The sequence below is a fragment of the Pantoea sp. 18059 genome, assembly GCF_902706165.1.
GTDB lineage: Bacteria > Pseudomonadota > Gammaproteobacteria > Enterobacterales > Enterobacteriaceae > Pantoea > Pantoea agglomerans.
On sequence record NZ_CACSJS010000001.1, the window covers coordinates 555,417 to 569,655 of the forward strand.

14 protein-coding genes and 3 tRNA genes are annotated in these 14,239 nt (G+C 53.8%); 6 read left to right on the top strand and 11 right to left on the bottom strand.

The features are described from left to right. Window positions 1-15: 15 nt before the first annotated feature. On the top strand, window positions 16-432 hold the full coding sequence (gene sufE / locus GVJ63_RS02585) for a cysteine desulfuration protein SufE (protein WP_010245623.1): 417 nt from the start codon (window positions 16-18) through the stop codon (window positions 430-432). A 56-nt stretch (window positions 433-488) separates the two neighbouring features. Beyond that, window positions 489-1,514 (top strand): L,D-transpeptidase family protein, encoded by a 1,026-nt coding sequence (locus GVJ63_RS02590; RefSeq protein ID WP_010670037.1) that lies wholly within the window; start codon window positions 489-491, stop codon window positions 1,512-1,514. Window positions 1,515-1,595: 81 nt separating this feature from the next. Here GVJ63_RS02590 and GVJ63_RS02595 read toward each other — a convergent pair whose 3' ends face one another. From GVJ63_RS02595 to GVJ63_RS02620, 6 genes are all read right to left on the bottom strand, one after another. Further along, window positions 1,596-1,832, bottom strand: coding sequence for a major outer membrane lipoprotein (locus tag GVJ63_RS02595; protein WP_003853216.1), 237 nt, complete (start codon window positions 1,830-1,832; stop codon window positions 1,596-1,598). Window positions 1,833-2,136: 304 nt separating this feature from the next. Beyond that, entirely contained in the window at window positions 2,137-3,549 is a 1,413-nt protein-coding gene (gene pykF / locus GVJ63_RS02600; RefSeq protein ID WP_010245613.1) for a pyruvate kinase PykF, read from the bottom strand. A gap of 344 nt (window positions 3,550-3,893) precedes the next feature. Continuing rightward, window positions 3,894-3,970: transfer RNA gene (locus GVJ63_RS02605), tRNA-Val, on the bottom strand. Window positions 3,971-3,981: 11 nt separating this feature from the next. Continuing rightward, window positions 3,982-4,058: transfer RNA gene (locus GVJ63_RS02610), tRNA-Val, on the bottom strand. A 3-nt stretch (window positions 4,059-4,061) separates the two neighbouring features. Further along, window positions 4,062-4,138: transfer RNA gene (locus GVJ63_RS02615), tRNA-Val, on the bottom strand. A gap of 152 nt (window positions 4,139-4,290) precedes the next feature. Next, window positions 4,291-5,664, bottom strand: coding sequence for an MATE family efflux transporter (locus tag GVJ63_RS02620; RefSeq protein WP_022625743.1), 1,374 nt, complete (start codon window positions 5,662-5,664; stop codon window positions 4,291-4,293). A 202-nt stretch (window positions 5,665-5,866) separates the two neighbouring features. Between GVJ63_RS02620 and GVJ63_RS02625 the strand changes: the two genes are divergently transcribed. After that, window positions 5,867-6,526 carry a riboflavin synthase subunit alpha gene (locus tag GVJ63_RS02625; protein ID WP_159226380.1) on the top strand — a complete coding sequence of 220 codons (660 nt, stop codon included), beginning with the start codon at window positions 5,867-5,869 and terminating at the stop codon, window positions 6,524-6,526. Between the two features lie 335 nt (window positions 6,527-6,861). Here GVJ63_RS02625 and cfa read toward each other — a convergent pair whose 3' ends face one another. Continuing rightward, window positions 6,862-8,010: a cyclopropane fatty acyl phospholipid synthase gene (gene cfa, locus GVJ63_RS02630; protein ID WP_122888933.1), complete on the bottom strand. Its 1,149-nt coding sequence runs from the start codon at window positions 8,008-8,010 to the stop codon at window positions 6,862-6,864. A gap of 310 nt (window positions 8,011-8,320) precedes the next feature. Further along, window positions 8,321-9,523 (bottom strand): purine nucleoside transporter PunC, encoded by a 1,203-nt coding sequence (punC, locus tag GVJ63_RS02635; RefSeq protein WP_033771637.1) that lies wholly within the window; start codon window positions 9,521-9,523, stop codon window positions 8,321-8,323. 107 nt (window positions 9,524-9,630) lie between these two features. On the opposite strand from punC, the gene punR reads away from it, so the two are divergent. Next, the gene (gene punR, locus GVJ63_RS02640) at window positions 9,631-10,536 is read left to right on the top strand and encodes a DNA-binding transcriptional activator PunR (protein WP_033771638.1); all 906 of its coding nucleotides are present in this window, start codon (window positions 9,631-9,633) and stop codon (window positions 10,534-10,536) included. Here punR and purR read toward each other — a convergent pair. Next, window positions 10,533-11,558 carry an HTH-type transcriptional repressor PurR gene (purR, locus tag GVJ63_RS02645; RefSeq protein WP_010245595.1) on the bottom strand — a complete coding sequence of 342 codons (1,026 nt, stop codon included), beginning with the start codon at window positions 11,556-11,558 and terminating at the stop codon, window positions 10,533-10,535. The two genes, punR and purR, sit on opposite strands and share 4 nt — an antisense overlap. 281 nt (window positions 11,559-11,839) lie before the next feature. On the opposite strand from purR, the gene GVJ63_RS02650 reads away from it, so the two are divergent. Beyond that, the gene (locus GVJ63_RS02650) at window positions 11,840-11,929 is read left to right on the top strand and encodes a YnhF family membrane protein (protein ID WP_010245592.1); all 90 of its coding nucleotides are present in this window, start codon (window positions 11,840-11,842) and stop codon (window positions 11,927-11,929) included. Window positions 11,930-11,975: 46 nt separating this feature from the next. Here GVJ63_RS02650 and GVJ63_RS02655 read toward each other — a convergent pair whose 3' ends face one another. Beyond that, window positions 11,976-12,773, bottom strand: coding sequence for a C40 family peptidase (locus GVJ63_RS02655; protein WP_159226608.1), 798 nt, complete (start codon window positions 12,771-12,773; stop codon window positions 11,976-11,978). Window positions 12,774-13,138: 365 nt separating this feature from the next. On the opposite strand from GVJ63_RS02655, the gene GVJ63_RS02660 reads away from it, so the two are divergent. Next, entirely contained in the window at window positions 13,139-13,474 is a 336-nt protein-coding gene (locus GVJ63_RS02660; protein WP_170933470.1) for a Grx4 family monothiol glutaredoxin, read from the top strand. Between the two features lie 43 nt (window positions 13,475-13,517). Here the strand turns inward: GVJ63_RS02660 and rnt are convergent, their stop codons facing one another. Further along, window positions 13,518-14,186 carry a ribonuclease T gene (rnt, locus tag GVJ63_RS02665; protein WP_010245582.1) on the bottom strand — a complete coding sequence of 223 codons (669 nt, stop codon included), beginning with the start codon at window positions 14,184-14,186 and terminating at the stop codon, window positions 13,518-13,520. Window positions 14,187-14,239: the final 53 nt, after the last annotated feature.

Consider the following 14,239-nt stretch of genomic DNA (forward strand, 5'->3'; position numbering starts at 1 on the left):
TTAACGGAGTCACTGATGGCGAATTTGCCTGAAAAAGAGAAACTGGTTCGCAACTTCAACCGTTGCGCTAACTGGGAAGAGAAGTACCTCTACATTATTGAGCTGGGTTCAAAGCTTCCGGAATCTTCTGAAACCTTGCACCAGCCGGAGAACGTGATTTCGGGTTGTCAGAGTCAGGTGTGGATCAGAATGACCCCGCAGGCGGATGGTTCCATTGCGTTTGAAGGCGACAGCGATGCCGCTATCGTTAAAGGTTTGATTGCTATCGTATTTAGCCTCTATCAGAACCTGCCGCCCGCCGATATCCTGGCGCTGGATGTGCGCCACTGGTTTGGCGAACTGGCACTGATGCAGCACCTGACGCCCACCCGGTCGCAGGGGCTGGAGGCGATGATTCGGTCTATTCGCCATACCGCTCAGAACCTCAGCTAAGTTACACTCCACAGACGCCATCCGGCGTCTGTTTTTTTATCTGACGAGAAAATTGCATGAAACCTGCTTTACGTTTAGCCGGTGCATTGCTGCTGACCTGCTTTGGGCTCTCTGCACCCGCGTTCGCCACCGAATATCCGCTGCCACCACCTGACAGTCGCCTGATTGGCGAAAACGTCCTGACTCAGGTTCCTGACAATAAACAACCTCTGGAAGCGATTGCGGCGCGCTATCAGGTCGGCCTGCTGAGCATGCTGGAGGCCAATCCCGGTACCGATCCCTGGCTGCCCAAAGCGGGCACCCAGCTGACGGTGCCGCTACAGATGATCCTGCCTGATACGCCGCGCGAAGGGATTGTGGTGAATCTGGCCGAGCTTCGTCTCTATTACTATCCCAAAGGGGAGGATAAGGTCATTGTCTATCCCATCGGCATTGGCCAGCTGGGTGCGGCCACGCCAGTGATGGTGACGCAGATCAGCCAGAAGATCCCTAATCCCACCTGGACGCCCACGGCGAACATCCGCAAACGCTACGCCAAAGAGGGCATTACGCTGCCTGGCGTGGTCCCCGCCGGACCGGATAACCCGATGGGGCAGTTTGCCATGCGTCTGGCGCGCGGCACCGGCCAGTATCTGATCCATGGCACTAATGCGAAATTCGGCATCGGCATGCGCGTCAGTTCAGGCTGTATACGTCTGCGTTCAGAAGATATCGAAGCGCTGTTTAACTCAGCCCCGAAAGGGACGCGGGTACAGATCATCAATCAGCCGGTGAAATACGCTGTAGAGCCGGATGGGAAACGCTACGTGGAAGTGCATCAGCCGCTGTCACGCAACGACAAAGACGATCCGCAGACCATGCCGATTGCACTCACTGCCGGAGTGAAGCAGTTTATGAAAAGTGAGAAGAGTGATAGTGCGCTGATTAAAGCCAGCTTAGCGCGACGCTCAGGCATGCCTGTGCTGGTCAGCAGTGGGGAGCCGGTGCAGAGTGATACCGTGCCGCCTGCGGGGCTGGAGAGCGCATCTGTGGGGGCTGATAGCCCGGTGACACAGGCTGAGGGTAACGCGGTTCAGCCCTGACCGGATAAGTGCCTGTGAAGGGCACTGAATTCGGAGCAAAAAAAATGGCGCCATAAAGGCGCCATTTTTAAACCAGAACTCTTACTTACGGTAAGAGTGAGCCTGGTTGTCCAGACGCTGGTTAGCGCGTGCTGCGTCATCTTTAGCAGCCTGAACGTCTGAACGCACTGCGTTCACGTCGTTGCTCAGCTGGTCAACTTTAGCGTTCAGAGTCTGAACGTCTGAAGACAGCTGGTCGATTTTAGCGTTGCTTGAGCAACCAGCCAGCATAGTTGAAGCCAGAACTACCGCGCCCAGTACCAGTTTAGTACGATTCATTATTTATACCCTCTAGATTGAGTTAATCTCCATGTAGCGTTACAAGTATTACACAAAGCTTTTTAAGTTGAGAATAAATTTTTGATGAGAAGATGCTTAAATTTGATCGTTCGCTCAAAGAAGCAGCGAATCACAGAATATGATAAAAAAATTTAGCGAAAACAGAGAGATTTAATCGGATTAACCTTAATATTAAGAGTATTTGAATAGTTATTTTCGATTGGAATTTTCTGACATTTGGTTTAAGTAGAAATAAAAAAAAGCGCCCGATAAAGGCGCTTCAAAATAATGGTCAGAGAGAGTTTTACAGAACGTGTACAGAAGCGGTGTTGGTAGTTCCGCTTGGTACTAATGCGCCTGACACCAGTACCACGACATCGCCTTTCTGGCCATAGCCACTTTCCAGCGCCGCTTCTTTACCCAGACGATAGAAATCGTCGGTTGAAGCGATCTCAGTCACCAGACGTGTCTCAATCCCTTTGCTCAGGATCAGCTGACGGGCAGTCATCGGATTGGTGGTCAGTGCCAGGATGGTCGCGTTCGGGAAATATTTACGTACGGCTTTAGCAGATTTACCCCCTTCGGTAGCAACCACAATCAGTGGCGCTTCCAGCTTCTCAGCGGTCTCTACAGCACCACGGCAGACGGCTTCTGTGATACGCATTTTGCGGTTATCACTCTGGCTGTCGATGCGGGACTTCATCACGCGATCGGTACGCTCACAGATGGTCGCCATGATGGTGACCGACTCCAGCGGATAACGGCCTTTGGCGCTCTCACCTGACAGCATGACAGCATCGGTACCGTCGAGAATGGCGTTTGCCACGTCACCGGCTTCTGCGCGGGTAGGGCGCGGGTTCTTGATCATGGAATCGAGCATCTGGGTAGCCGTGATGACCACTTTGCGTGCTTTATTACATTTTTTGATCATCATCTTCTGCGCGAAGATCACTTCTTCAACCGGGATCTCAACGCCCAGGTCGCCACGCGCAACCATGATGCCGTCTGAGGCTTCGAGGATTTCGTCGAAGTTGTTCAGGCCTTCCTGGTTTTCGATTTTGGAGATGATCTGGATATGCTCGCCGCCGTTCTGTTTCAGGTGCTCGCGAATTTCCAGCACGTCTGAACGTTTACGGATGAAAGAGGCGGCGACGAAGTCTACGCCCTGCTCACAGCCAAAAATCAGGTCGCGCTTATCTTTTTCGGCCAGTGCTGGCAGCTGGATAGAGACGCCTGGCAGGTTAACGCCTTTGTTTTCGCCCAGATCGCCATTGTTCAGGACTTTACACACCACGGTATTTTCAGTGACTTCGGTCACTTCCATACCAATCAGGCCATCATCGACCAGCACCGTGTTGCCGATTTTCAGGTCAGCAGTGAAACCCGGGTAGGTCACCGCAACGCGCTCGCTGTTGCCAATCACGCTCTGGTCTGTAGTAAAGGTAAAGGTCTGACCCGCTTTCAGAGCCGCATCGTTGCCGCCTTCCAGTTTCATGGTGCGGATTTCAGGGCCTTTGGTATCCAGCAGGATAGCGGCCTGACGGCCGGTTTTCTGCATAACGGCACGCATGTTGGTGATGCGTTGACCATGCTCAGCGTAGTCGCCGTGAGAGAAGTTAAGACGCATAACATTCATGCCAGCTTCAAGCAGCTGAGTCAGCATCTCTTCGGATTCGGTTTTCGGGCCGATTGTACAAACGATTTTAGTCTTTTTCATGACGGATTTTCTGTAAGTTGTGATGGATGAATAAGGGCGGAATCCGATGGCAGCGCATCGAAGTGAAATTTCTGATTGAGACTGAAATGGGCAGTACTGAGTAAGAATAGGTGACGAAGGCCAGGCGTGCAGGGAAGTTGTGCGGTTACGGTTGGTAACCACCACGCTGTTGTTGCGCAAATCATTTGAGTTATCGCAGTAAGCACGTGATCGCTGAAACCTTTCAAGTAAGCAACGCGGGACAGTATAGACGCTAAGTATGCGAAAACCAATCAAAAAGCAGAAGGGGGAAGCGATGCAGATCAATAAAAGTGGAGTTGCGCAAGCTGAAGGAATTCTGAAAGTGGTGCGCTCTAATGGACTCGAACCATCGACCCCCACCATGTCAAGGTGGTGCTCTAACCAACTGAGCTAAGAGCGCATACTGAATATTGGTGCGTCCGAGTGGACTCGAACCACCGACCCCCACCATGTCAAGGTGGTGCTCTAACCAACTGAGCTACGGACGCACTTGGTGCGCTCTAATGGACTCGAACCATCGACCCCCACCATGTCAAGGTGGTGCTCTAACCAACTGAGCTAAGAGCGCAACATGCTGTCAGGGCGACAGCGGGGAAGAATATTAACGGCAGCGTGTGAGGCTGGCAAGGGGAAAATAGTTTTTTCGCCATGACTGCACAGCAACTGTGCTAACCGTCGTTTTTTTCGTCATTGCGGGCCATGAATGACCCGCCTCGAACGTTATCGCGCTGCACGCGTCAGGATAATTTCCGCCGGTGATTGCTGTAACCGTCTGATGCGCCATATCATCATCACCGCAGCCGAGGTCAGGCCGATAATAAAGCCGCACCAGAAGCCCGCAGGTCCCATGCGCGGCACCACCCAGTCGGTCAGCGCCAGCAGATAACCGGCTGGCAGCCCCAGCAGCCAGTAAGCGATAAAGGTAATAAAGAAAATCGACCGCGTATCTTTATAGCCGCGCAGGATCCCGCTGCCAATCACCTGTATCGAGTCTGAGAACTGATAAATTGCCGCCAGCAACATCAGCTGTGCCGCCAGCGTCACCACTTCAGGGTTGTCGTTATAGAGCAGGGCAATCTGATGACGGAACGTCACGGTAAAAATGGCGGTTAGCGCCGCCATGCTGATGCCTACACCCTGTGCGGTCCAGGCCGCGACCCGTGCCTGCTCGGTGGAGCCCTGGCCCAGACGATAACCGACGCGGATGGTGGTCGCGACACCCAGCGACAGCGGCAATACGAACATCAGTGAACTGAAATTGAGCGCAATCTGGTGACCGGCCACGTTAACGATGCCCAGTGGCGAAACCAGCAGGGCGACAACGGCGAACAGCGTGACCTCAAAGAAGAGTGCCAGCGCCACCGGCAATCCCAGCGTCATCAGGCGGCTCAGAATCGGACGGGAAGGGGGTGACCAGCGGCTCTCCATACGGATATCGCGCATGCTACCCATCCGGCGCACCCAGAAGCGCATGCAGATAAACATCACCCAGTAGACCGAGGCGGTCGCCACGCCGCAGCCGACACCGCCCAGGGCTGGCATGCCGAAGTGGCCATAGATAAAGACATAGTTAAGCGGGATGTTGAACATCAGGCCTAAAAAGCCCAGCACCATGCCGGGTTTGGTTTTCGACAGCCCCTCGCATTGATTGCGGAGCACCTGGAAGAAGAGGTAGCCAGGCGCGCCGAACAGCAGGGCATGCAGATAGCCTTCTGCCTTCAGCGCCAGCACTGGATCAATGTCATGCATCGCCCGGATAAGATAACCGGCATGCCACAACAGCACCATAATCAGCAGGGAGACGAAAAAGGCGAGCCAGTATCCCTGGCGGATCTGTTCACCGATGCGTTCGCGGCGGCCAGAACCATTGAGTTGCGCAACGGTGGGCGTCAATGCAAGCAGAAGACCATGACCAAACAGGATGGCCGGTAGCCAGACAGAGGTGCCGACAGCAACGGCGGCCATATCCGTGGCGCTGACTGCGCCGGCCATAATGGTATCCACAAATCCCATTGCGGTTTGAGCCACCTGAGCAAGGATGACCGGAATCGCAAGGGCCAGCAATTGACGCGCTTCTGTTAAATACTTCTGCACGTTAACACCTGACTTATTGAATGAATTAAAAGGGGCAGGAAGCCCGGGGAATTTCGCAAGCTAGTGTAACTGGCGTAACAGAATTCGCCAATCTTTGTCACACAATGCGGTTTGCTCCGCTATAAAGCGGCGGTGCGGGCTGAAATCTAACAGCCGACCTGAGCTGTGATAAACTAGCGTAAACTTCGCAGAGGCAAAGACTATGTTTACCGGTATTGTGCAGGGCACCGCAGAAATCGTGTCCATTGAAGAGAAAGAACTGTTTCGCACCCACACTGTCCGCCTGCCGGAAGAGCTCTTACCGGGTCTGGCGCTGGGCGCATCCGTAGCCCATAACGGTTGCTGTTTAACCGTAACGGCAATTGAAGGCGACCGCGTCAGTTTTGATTTAATTAAAGAGACATTGCGGGTGACTAACCTTGGCGATTTATGTCAGGGCGATGTGGTCAATATTGAGCGTGCAGCGAAATTCAGCGATGAAATAGGCGGACATCTGATGTCTGGTCATATTATGACCACCGCTGAAATCTGCAAGATCATCCAGTCAGAACATAACCGCGAGGTCTGGTTTAAAATCCAGGATGCGGCGCAGATGAAATATATTCTGCATAAAGGGTTTGTCGGCATCGACGGTATCAGCCTGACGGTAGGCGATGTGACTAAGACTAAGTTCTGCGTCTATCTGATCCCGGAAACACTGGAGCGTACCACGCTGGGGGCGAAGACCTTTGGCGACCGGGTGAATATTGAAATCGATCCGCACACGCAGGCAATCGTGGAGACTGTTGAGCGGGTGTTAGCACAGCGCGATGCCGCGGCGGCGATGAGCATGCTGACCGGCCAGTCAACGACAGAGAGTTAATAAAAGGCGCGTAAGCACCGCAGACAGCCCAATCGGTTTTACTCTGTCAGCATTATAAAAGCGCAGGGCGCCGGGTCAGAAGAGGAAAGCGTCCCACGCCATGGACAAAAACGTCAGGAGCGTTTTTGAACAACGCAAAGCGTTGGCCCGGCAACGTGCGCACCTCAGGATGAGGTGCGTAATCGCGTGGGCCGGGCGTGTCAGGAATGACAGGTTTTGCGACTTTCCGATCTGACCCTGTTCCTTACGCAATGCTCTCTCTTAAAGCAAAGCAGGCCCTTCTTTTCAAGTGTTCAGCCGGGGCAGCGCCTTCTTAATTGCCCGCTTTTTAACCCCTACCGCGCCACCCGTAATCCCCCCTCAACGCCGCGACTGAACACGATCTGCCACAGCTGAATATCACGCGCCCGGAAGGCACCGGCACAGGCATTCAGATAATAGGAGAACATCCGTTTAAAGCGTTCGCCATATTTATCGGCCAGCTCTGGCCAGGCCTGCAAAAAGCGTTCATGCCAGGCCATCAGTGTTTTGTCGTAGTCTGCGCCGAAATTGTGCCAGTCTTCCAGAATAAAATGGGGCTCGCTGGCATCGGCCACATGGCGCACCGAAGGCAGGCAGCCGTTGGGGAAGATATATTTATCGATCCAGGGATCGACACTCATATCAGTTTTGATTGCGCCGATGGTGTGAAGCAGGAAAATACCGTCAGGCTTTAAATTACGATCGACCACGTCAAAATAGGTCGCGTAATTTTTCGGTCCGACATGTTCAAACATACCCACCGACACAATACGATCAAACTGCTCATTCAGATCGCGATAATCCTGCAACAGAATCGTGACGTCTAATCCGCTGCAGCGCTGCTGCGCCAGTTTCTGTTGTTCGGCGGAAATCGTCACGCCATGCACTTTAACGCCATAATAACGTGCGGCAAATTCCGCGAGTCCGCCCCAGCCACAGCCGATATCCAGCAGTGACATTCCGGGTTCCAGCGCTAATTTACGGCAGATCATATCCAGCTTGGCTTCCTGCGCCGTCGCCAGTGTCGTCGCCTTTTTCCAGTAGCCACAGGAGTATTGCATATAGGGATCGAGCATCAGTGAAAAGAGGTCGTTGCCCAGGTCGTAATGCTCTTTACCGACAATCCACGCCCGTTTTTTTGACTGCAGATTGGTTAAGCGTGCGGCGGCAATGCGCAGCGTATCTTTGAAGTGATGAGGCAGCTGCTGATCGAGTTTATGTTTAAGTACCTGGTGGAAGAAAATATCCAGCCGGTCACACTCCCACCATCCATCCATATAGCTCTCACCGAGCCCAAGAGAGCCCTCCTGCAGAACACGTTTAAAAAAACCAGGATGATTAATATGAATATCCCAGGGACGTGAACCATTAATTTCGATATCCGCTTTTTCCAGCAGTTCATGAACGATGCGATACCAATGGTTTTCTTCGAGGCTCACTTCTTCTGCATAAGATGAACTCATAGATTTTCCACCACCTGTCCAATCTGAACCTGAACAAAGAGTAGCCAATTTATTCAGGCAATGAGAAACGATGCGGATGGCTCCGCAAACCGGTTATCTGTGTGATACAGAGGACTGGAACAGCCTGCAGCAGGTCGGGTAAGGTGAGAATAACGCGCGCGAATACCGTCCCGGCAGCAGGGTGCCAATCAGATTATTACGTTATTATATTGTTGATTTATTACAGATTTGTTGACCCGGATGAGTATATGCTCACGCGGGTCAATATTCAATAACTTATTGTTAGGGCGCTAACTAAAAAGTCAGTGTGTCACTGATTATCCTGGCAGGCAGTTTGCGCAGAGGCAACAACAGTTTGTGCGCTTGCGGCACGCTGCATGGCGTAACCCAACAGCGCCAGCACAATTGTCACCGTCATCATCAGTGTGGTGGTAAATAGCGGCTGCGTTAAACCGGCCGACACTGCCAGGCTGGCAGCGAAACAGAGTCCTAACTGCAGTGTATTCTGCAACGCGGCGGCTTTACCGGTAGCGGTTGGGAAGGGCATCAGCGCACTGGACACCACAATCGGATAGATCGCGCCGTTAGCCAGCGCCATACCGCAGAACGGTACCATCAGACTCACCAGCGTGCTGCTGCCAGCAAGCGCAACAGCAAACAGCGCCAGAATGCTCAGGCTGTAGACGGCCAGCAGCCAGGGCAGCAACTGTGCGCCGTTAAAGCGGTTGAGCAGGGTGCGACAGCCGAAGCCACCAATTAAAAAGGCGAGCGTCTGGGGCACATAACTCAGACCGATATCGGCGGGCGACAGACCCAGATCCGCCAGAATAAAGGGCGATCCGGTCAGCCAGGCAAAGAAGCTGGCTGAGCAGGCGGAGTAGATCAGCACGTTGCCGCTGTAGACCCGTGATTTAAGCAGCGTGAAAAAGCCGGGCTGCGCACCTTTTTCTCCCGCGGCCTTGCGCACGGTGGGCAGACGCAGCGTGGTCAGAATCAACGCCACCGCAATCAGGGTCAGCACCAGGAAAATCGAACGCCAGTGGAAGTGGCCGATCAGCCAGGCACCCAGTAGCGGAGCCAGCGCCGGAGAGAGCGCAACCAGCGGCATAATGGTGGCAAAGACTTTGTTAGCGCGCGCTGCAGGGTAGCGATCCACCACCAGCGCCTGCCAGCTTACGGCAGCGGCACAGACGCCAATCGCCTGGACAAAACGCAGCGCCAGCATCAGATAGATATCATTCACCCACAGCATGCCTGCGCAGCCAGCGCCAAACATGGCCAGTCCGGACAGCAGCACCGGTTTACGACCGATGCGATCGGAAAGCGGTCCCCAGAAGAGCTGACCCACGGCGAAGCCGCCCAGGAAGAGACTCATACTGGCGCTGATCAGACCGGGTGAAGTGTTAAAGGTTTGCTGCATCGCACCAAAGGCGGGCAGGTACATATCAGTGGCTAAAAAGCCCAGCATGCTCAGCAGGGCAAGGTAGGGCATAAACCCTTTATTCGACAGCATCTGATTCTCATTTTTGCAGGATAAACGCGGCAGAGTGTAAAAGGTGCGTTTGCTGCTGTGAAACGGTAATATTTGCCGATTGCTGTTAAAATTTTTGAAGGCAGATTATGTGGTCAGAATATGCATTAGAAGTGGTTGACGCTGTCGCCCGTGGGGGGAGCTTCAGCGCCGCCGCGCAGGAGTTACATCGGGTGCCCTCTGCCATCAGCTATACGGTGCGTCAGCTGGAAAACTGGCTGGCGGTACCGCTGTTTGAACGGCAGCATCGCGAAGTGGTTCTGACCCCGGCGGGTGAGCATTTTGTCCGGGAAGGGCGCAGCGTCATCAAAAAAATGCTTGCCACCCGGCGACAGTGTCAGCAGCTGGCTAACGGCTGGCGCGGCCAGCTAAGCATAGCCGTTGACCGTATCGCTAAACCTCAGCGCACCCGGCAGCTGGTCAAAGATTTCTATCGCCACTTTCCTGATATGGAGCTGATCATCAGCTATGAAGTCTTTAACGGCGTCTGGGATGCGCTGGCCGATGGTCGGGTGGAAGTGGCGATTGGTGCCACGCAGGCGATACCGGTGGGCGGACGTTTTGCTTTTCGGGATATGGGCACACTTAACTGGCGCTGCGTGGTTGCGCCCGACCATCCTCTGACGCAGGCGAGCCAGATAGATGATGACACGCTGCGGAGCTGGCCATCCCTGGTGCTGGAAGATACTTCACGGGCACTGCCGCGTCGTATGACATGGACGCTGGATAACCAGCGCCGGCTGGTGGTGCCGGAGTGGCAAACCGGGCTGGATTGCGTGCAGGCGGGATTGTGTGTGGCGATGGTGCCGGGTCATCTGGCCAGGCCACTGCTCGACAGCGGCGAGCTGGTTGAACTGACGCTGCCGGTGGCGTTTCCGGACAGCCCATGCTGCGTCAGCTGGGCAGAGGATCGCGCATCACCGGCGACAGGCTGGTTGCTCAGCTATCTGGGTGATGCGCAAACGCTTAATCAGGAGTGGTTAAGCGAGCATTAACGGCGATAGTCGCGGAACGGGCCATCGGCCACGGAACGGCGCTCAATCAGCGTGGGATGGACCTCAATCGTTTGTGACACTTCGCGCTTACTGGTAATGCGGTCCAGCAGCATTTCCAGCGCTTTCTCACCCAGCTGGGCTTTAGGCTGATGCACCGTGGTCAGGGCCGGTGCAAAATAGCGGGCGTTGCGCACATTGTCATAGCCGATCACCGAAATATCCTGGGGGACGCGCAAACCCATCTCGTCGGCGGCGCAAATCGCGCCCATCGCCATGATGTCACCGCCACAGAACACCGCCGTCGGACGCTGCTTCTGCGACAGGATCTGCTGCATCGCCTGATAGCCTGACTCCGGCTCAAAGTCACCCTGCACAATCCACTCGGCGCGTGGCTGAATACCCGCTTCTTCCATCGCCTTCAGGAAACCGGCATGACGTCCGCCACCGGTGTTACGCTCCATCTGACCGGGGATAGCACCAATATCCCGGTGTCCGCGTTCAATCAGATAGCGTCCCGCCAGATAGCCGCCCTGGAAAGCATTATCCAGTACCGTGTCGGTGAAGTCGGCGCGCGACTCGCCCCAGTCCATCACCACCATCGGGATATTGCGGTTCTCTTCCAGCATCTGCAGCAGATCGTCCGGATATTCAGAGCACATCACCAGCAGCCCATCGACGCGTTTCTGCGCCATCATGCTGAGATAGGCGCGCTGTTTTTGCAGATCGTTATGCGCATTACCCAGAATCAGTGTATAGCCTTTGTCAAAGCAGTGATTTTCAACCGCTTCGATAATTTCAGCGAAATAGGGCGCTTCGCTGGAGGTGGCAAGCAGGCCCAGCGTCTTGGTGTGGTTCACTTTCAGGCTGCGCGCCACGGCGCTCGGCGAGTAGTGCAGTTCTTTAATCGCCTGCCAGACCGCGTTGCGCGTCTCTTCAGCCACAAAGCGGGTTTTATTGATGACGTGCGAAACGGTGGTCGTTGAGACGCCAGCGCGTTTCGCCACATCTTTAATTGTTGCCATGAAAATCGGACTCCAGTGCTTATCTAACTCTATGATAAGCGTAGTGTTAAACGTTTGCGTCTGCTCAGGGTTTTTTCCGCAAAAATGCAGCTTTCCTGGCCAGGAAACAGGCCGCTGGCGGCGTAAAAGCGCCTGAAAACGTGCGCAAACGGAATCAGGGTTGCGCGCGTTGCGCAACAAAGGCGGGATTCTAACAAGGCTGAACGGATAAAACGAGATTTTTACCGGGCCCTGTGGGAAAATGCGATACCCCTACTGATTGTGTGACTAAGGAGCAAGCAATGAGTACCGATCTTAAACTGGCTTTAATGACCACCGCGGGCTGTCTGCTGATGATTGTGGCCTTTAGTTTTACCGCTATTCTGCACTAATAAAAAAGCCGGGATTATCCCGGCTCTCTTCTGGTTGTTCTGCTGCTCAGCGTATGGTTTTCGGCGTCATCACCCGACGGGCACCAATATAGTGGCGCTGCCAGTAATCTTCTCCTAACGCGCTGATCTGAATATCTTTGCCGGTGCGTGGCGACTGGATAAACTTGCCATCACCCAGGTAAACGCCGACATGGTCCGCAGTACCGCGTCCATTGATACGGAAGAAGACCAGATCGCCTTTCTCCAGCGACTCACGCTTGATCGGGGCGGCGTCACGCAGGTGGTACATCTCGTTAGCGGTACGTGGGATCTTAAACTTCACCAGATCTTTATAGGCGTACCAGACCAGGCCGCTGCAATCGAAACCGGTATGGGGAGAGGTGCCGCCCCACTGATAGGGTTTACCCAACTGACCCATCAGCTTGGTCATCGCGGTTTCGCGGGCCTTCTGATAGCGCTGACGGTGAGATTTGCTCATCTTAATCGTGCCGGTCTCGCTGGTGGTGACCTCAGCGGTTTTCAGCAGGCGCTGATGACCATAGCGTTTCTTCTCTTTGTTCTTACTGAGACGGGCGGTTTTTAGCGAGGTCTTTTTAGCAGGCGTCTGTTTTGCGGTGAGTTCGACTTTTTTCAGTTTTTTTGTTTTTAGTTTTTGAACCGGGCTGAGGCGAGTCTTTTTCGTCACCGTTTTGAACGGGCGACGCTTGCGACGCTCATCGTCGCGCGCACTCTTTTTCTCTGCTTTATGCGTACTGACGTTCACCGGTGCGTGAGGCGACGCAGCGGCGATGTTGAAAAACAGTTGCGCAAAGGCCAGCATGAAAAACGTAATGATTAAACGCATAGTCCGTTGATTAGTTAAGTTGTCAGGGCCACTACGCACCGCGACAAAGTTGAGATTAATCTGATCCAGGATCAGCGCCCAGGCCATTCTAGTCCAGTTCTTTTAAAAACTGTAATGCCTTTTAATATTAATCTTTGCAACCCACGCAATTGTGCTGAAAATGAACATTTTCAGCGTCTTATATCAACGAAATTATTACGAATTATTAATCTGTTACCTGCTGTTAATAATCAGGAATTCAGGTGTCCCGGAGCAGGACTTAACAATGATGGCGATTTAATCGGGCAGCGATCAAAATCTCGTTTTCAGTCACGCTGCGAAGTCGCTACAATAAACAAACACGATGTGACGAATTAAGGAAGGCAATTATGAGTACTGTAGAAAAAATTCAGCGCCAGATCGCAGAAAACCCGATCCTGCTGTACATGAAAGGTTCCCCGAAACTGCCAAGCTGCGGTTTCTCTGCACAGGCGGTGCAGGCGCTGTCAGCCTGCGGTGAGCGTTTTGCTTACGTGGATATTCTGCAGAACCCGGACATTCGTGCCGAGATGCCGAAATTCGCTAACTGGCCAACTTTCCCGCAGCTGTGGGTTGATGGCGAGCTGGTCGGTGGATGCGACATCATCGTTGAGATGTTACAACGTGGTGAACTGCAGACGCTGATCAAAGAGACTGCAGAAAAATTTAAAGAAGCAGAATAAAAAAAGGCCGACATCACGTCGGCCTTTTTCATTGCGGCATCCCTTATGCGGATGTCGTGGCTTCTGCATCGCCTTCCGCGAAGGGCAGTGGCCAGCCGCCTAACCGTTTCCAGCGGTTCACCAGCTCGCAGAACAGCGTTGCCGTCTGCTGAGTATCATAGAGCGCAGAATGCGCCTGCGTACTGTCAAACTCCATGCCCGCCGCAATACAGGCCTTCGCCAGCACCGTCTGCCCTAAAACCAGCCCGCTCAGGGCCGCGGTGTCAAAGGTGGCAAACGGGTGAAACGGGTTGCGCTTCAGGCTGGCTCGTTCCGCCGCCGCTGACATAAAGTTCAGGTCGAAGGTGGCATTGTGCGCCACCATGATGGCGCGATTGCAGCCGCTGTCTTTAATGCCCTTGCGCACCATTTTGAAAATGGCGTGCAGCGCCTCATATTCACTGACTGCGCCGCGCAACGGATTACTGGGATCGATGCCGGTAAAGGCCAGGGCTTCGGGATGCAGCAGCGACCCGACAAAAGGTTCGACGTTGAAATGCAGCGTCTGGTCAATCTGAATCCATCCCTCTTCATCCATTTTCAGCGTGATAGCGGCAATCTCCAGTAACGCATCGGTTTGCGCATTGAAACCCGCGGTTTCAACGTCGATCACCACCGGATAGAAGCCACGGAAACGTTGATTGAGTGCATTAGGGGAATTCGATTCAGACATCAGGATCTCGTTGCAGAAAAAGGGCAGCGCGTATTATGGCAAAAAACGGGGCC

Bases quoted from the DNA above. Each gene is read 5' to 3' on its own strand.
- sufE (WP_010245623.1), top strand. From the start codon at position 16: ATGGCGAATTTGCCTGAAAAAGAGAAACTGGTTCGCAACTTCAACCGT.
- GVJ63_RS02590 (WP_010670037.1), top strand. From the start codon at position 489: ATGAAACCTGCTTTACGTTTAGCCGGTGCATTGCTGCTGACCTGCTTT.
- GVJ63_RS02595 (WP_003853216.1), bottom strand. From the start codon at position 1,832: ATGAATCGTACTAAACTGGTACTGGGCGCGGTAGTTCTGGCTTCAACT.
- pykF (WP_010245613.1), bottom strand. From the start codon at position 3,549: ATGAAAAAGACTAAAATCGTTTGTACAATCGGCCCGAAAACCGAATCC.
- GVJ63_RS02625 (WP_159226380.1), top strand. From the start codon at position 5,867: ATGTTTACCGGTATTGTGCAGGGCACCGCAGAAATCGTGTCCATTGAA.
- cfa (WP_122888933.1), bottom strand. From the start codon at position 8,010: ATGAGTTCATCTTATGCAGAAGAAGTGAGCCTCGAAGAAAACCATTGG.
- punC (WP_033771637.1), bottom strand. From the start codon at position 9,523: ATGCTGTCGAATAAAGGGTTTATGCCCTACCTTGCCCTGCTGAGCATG.
- punR (WP_033771638.1), top strand. From the start codon at position 9,631: ATGTGGTCAGAATATGCATTAGAAGTGGTTGACGCTGTCGCCCGTGGG.
- purR (WP_010245595.1), bottom strand. From the start codon at position 11,558: ATGGCAACAATTAAAGATGTGGCGAAACGCGCTGGCGTCTCAACGACC.
- GVJ63_RS02650 (WP_010245592.1), top strand. From the start codon at position 11,840: ATGAGTACCGATCTTAAACTGGCTTTAATGACCACCGCGGGCTGTCTG.
- GVJ63_RS02655 (WP_159226608.1), bottom strand. From the start codon at position 12,773: ATGCGTTTAATCATTACGTTTTTCATGCTGGCCTTTGCGCAACTGTTT.
- rnt (WP_010245582.1), bottom strand. From the start codon at position 14,186: ATGTCTGAATCGAATTCCCCTAATGCACTCAATCAACGTTTCCGTGGC.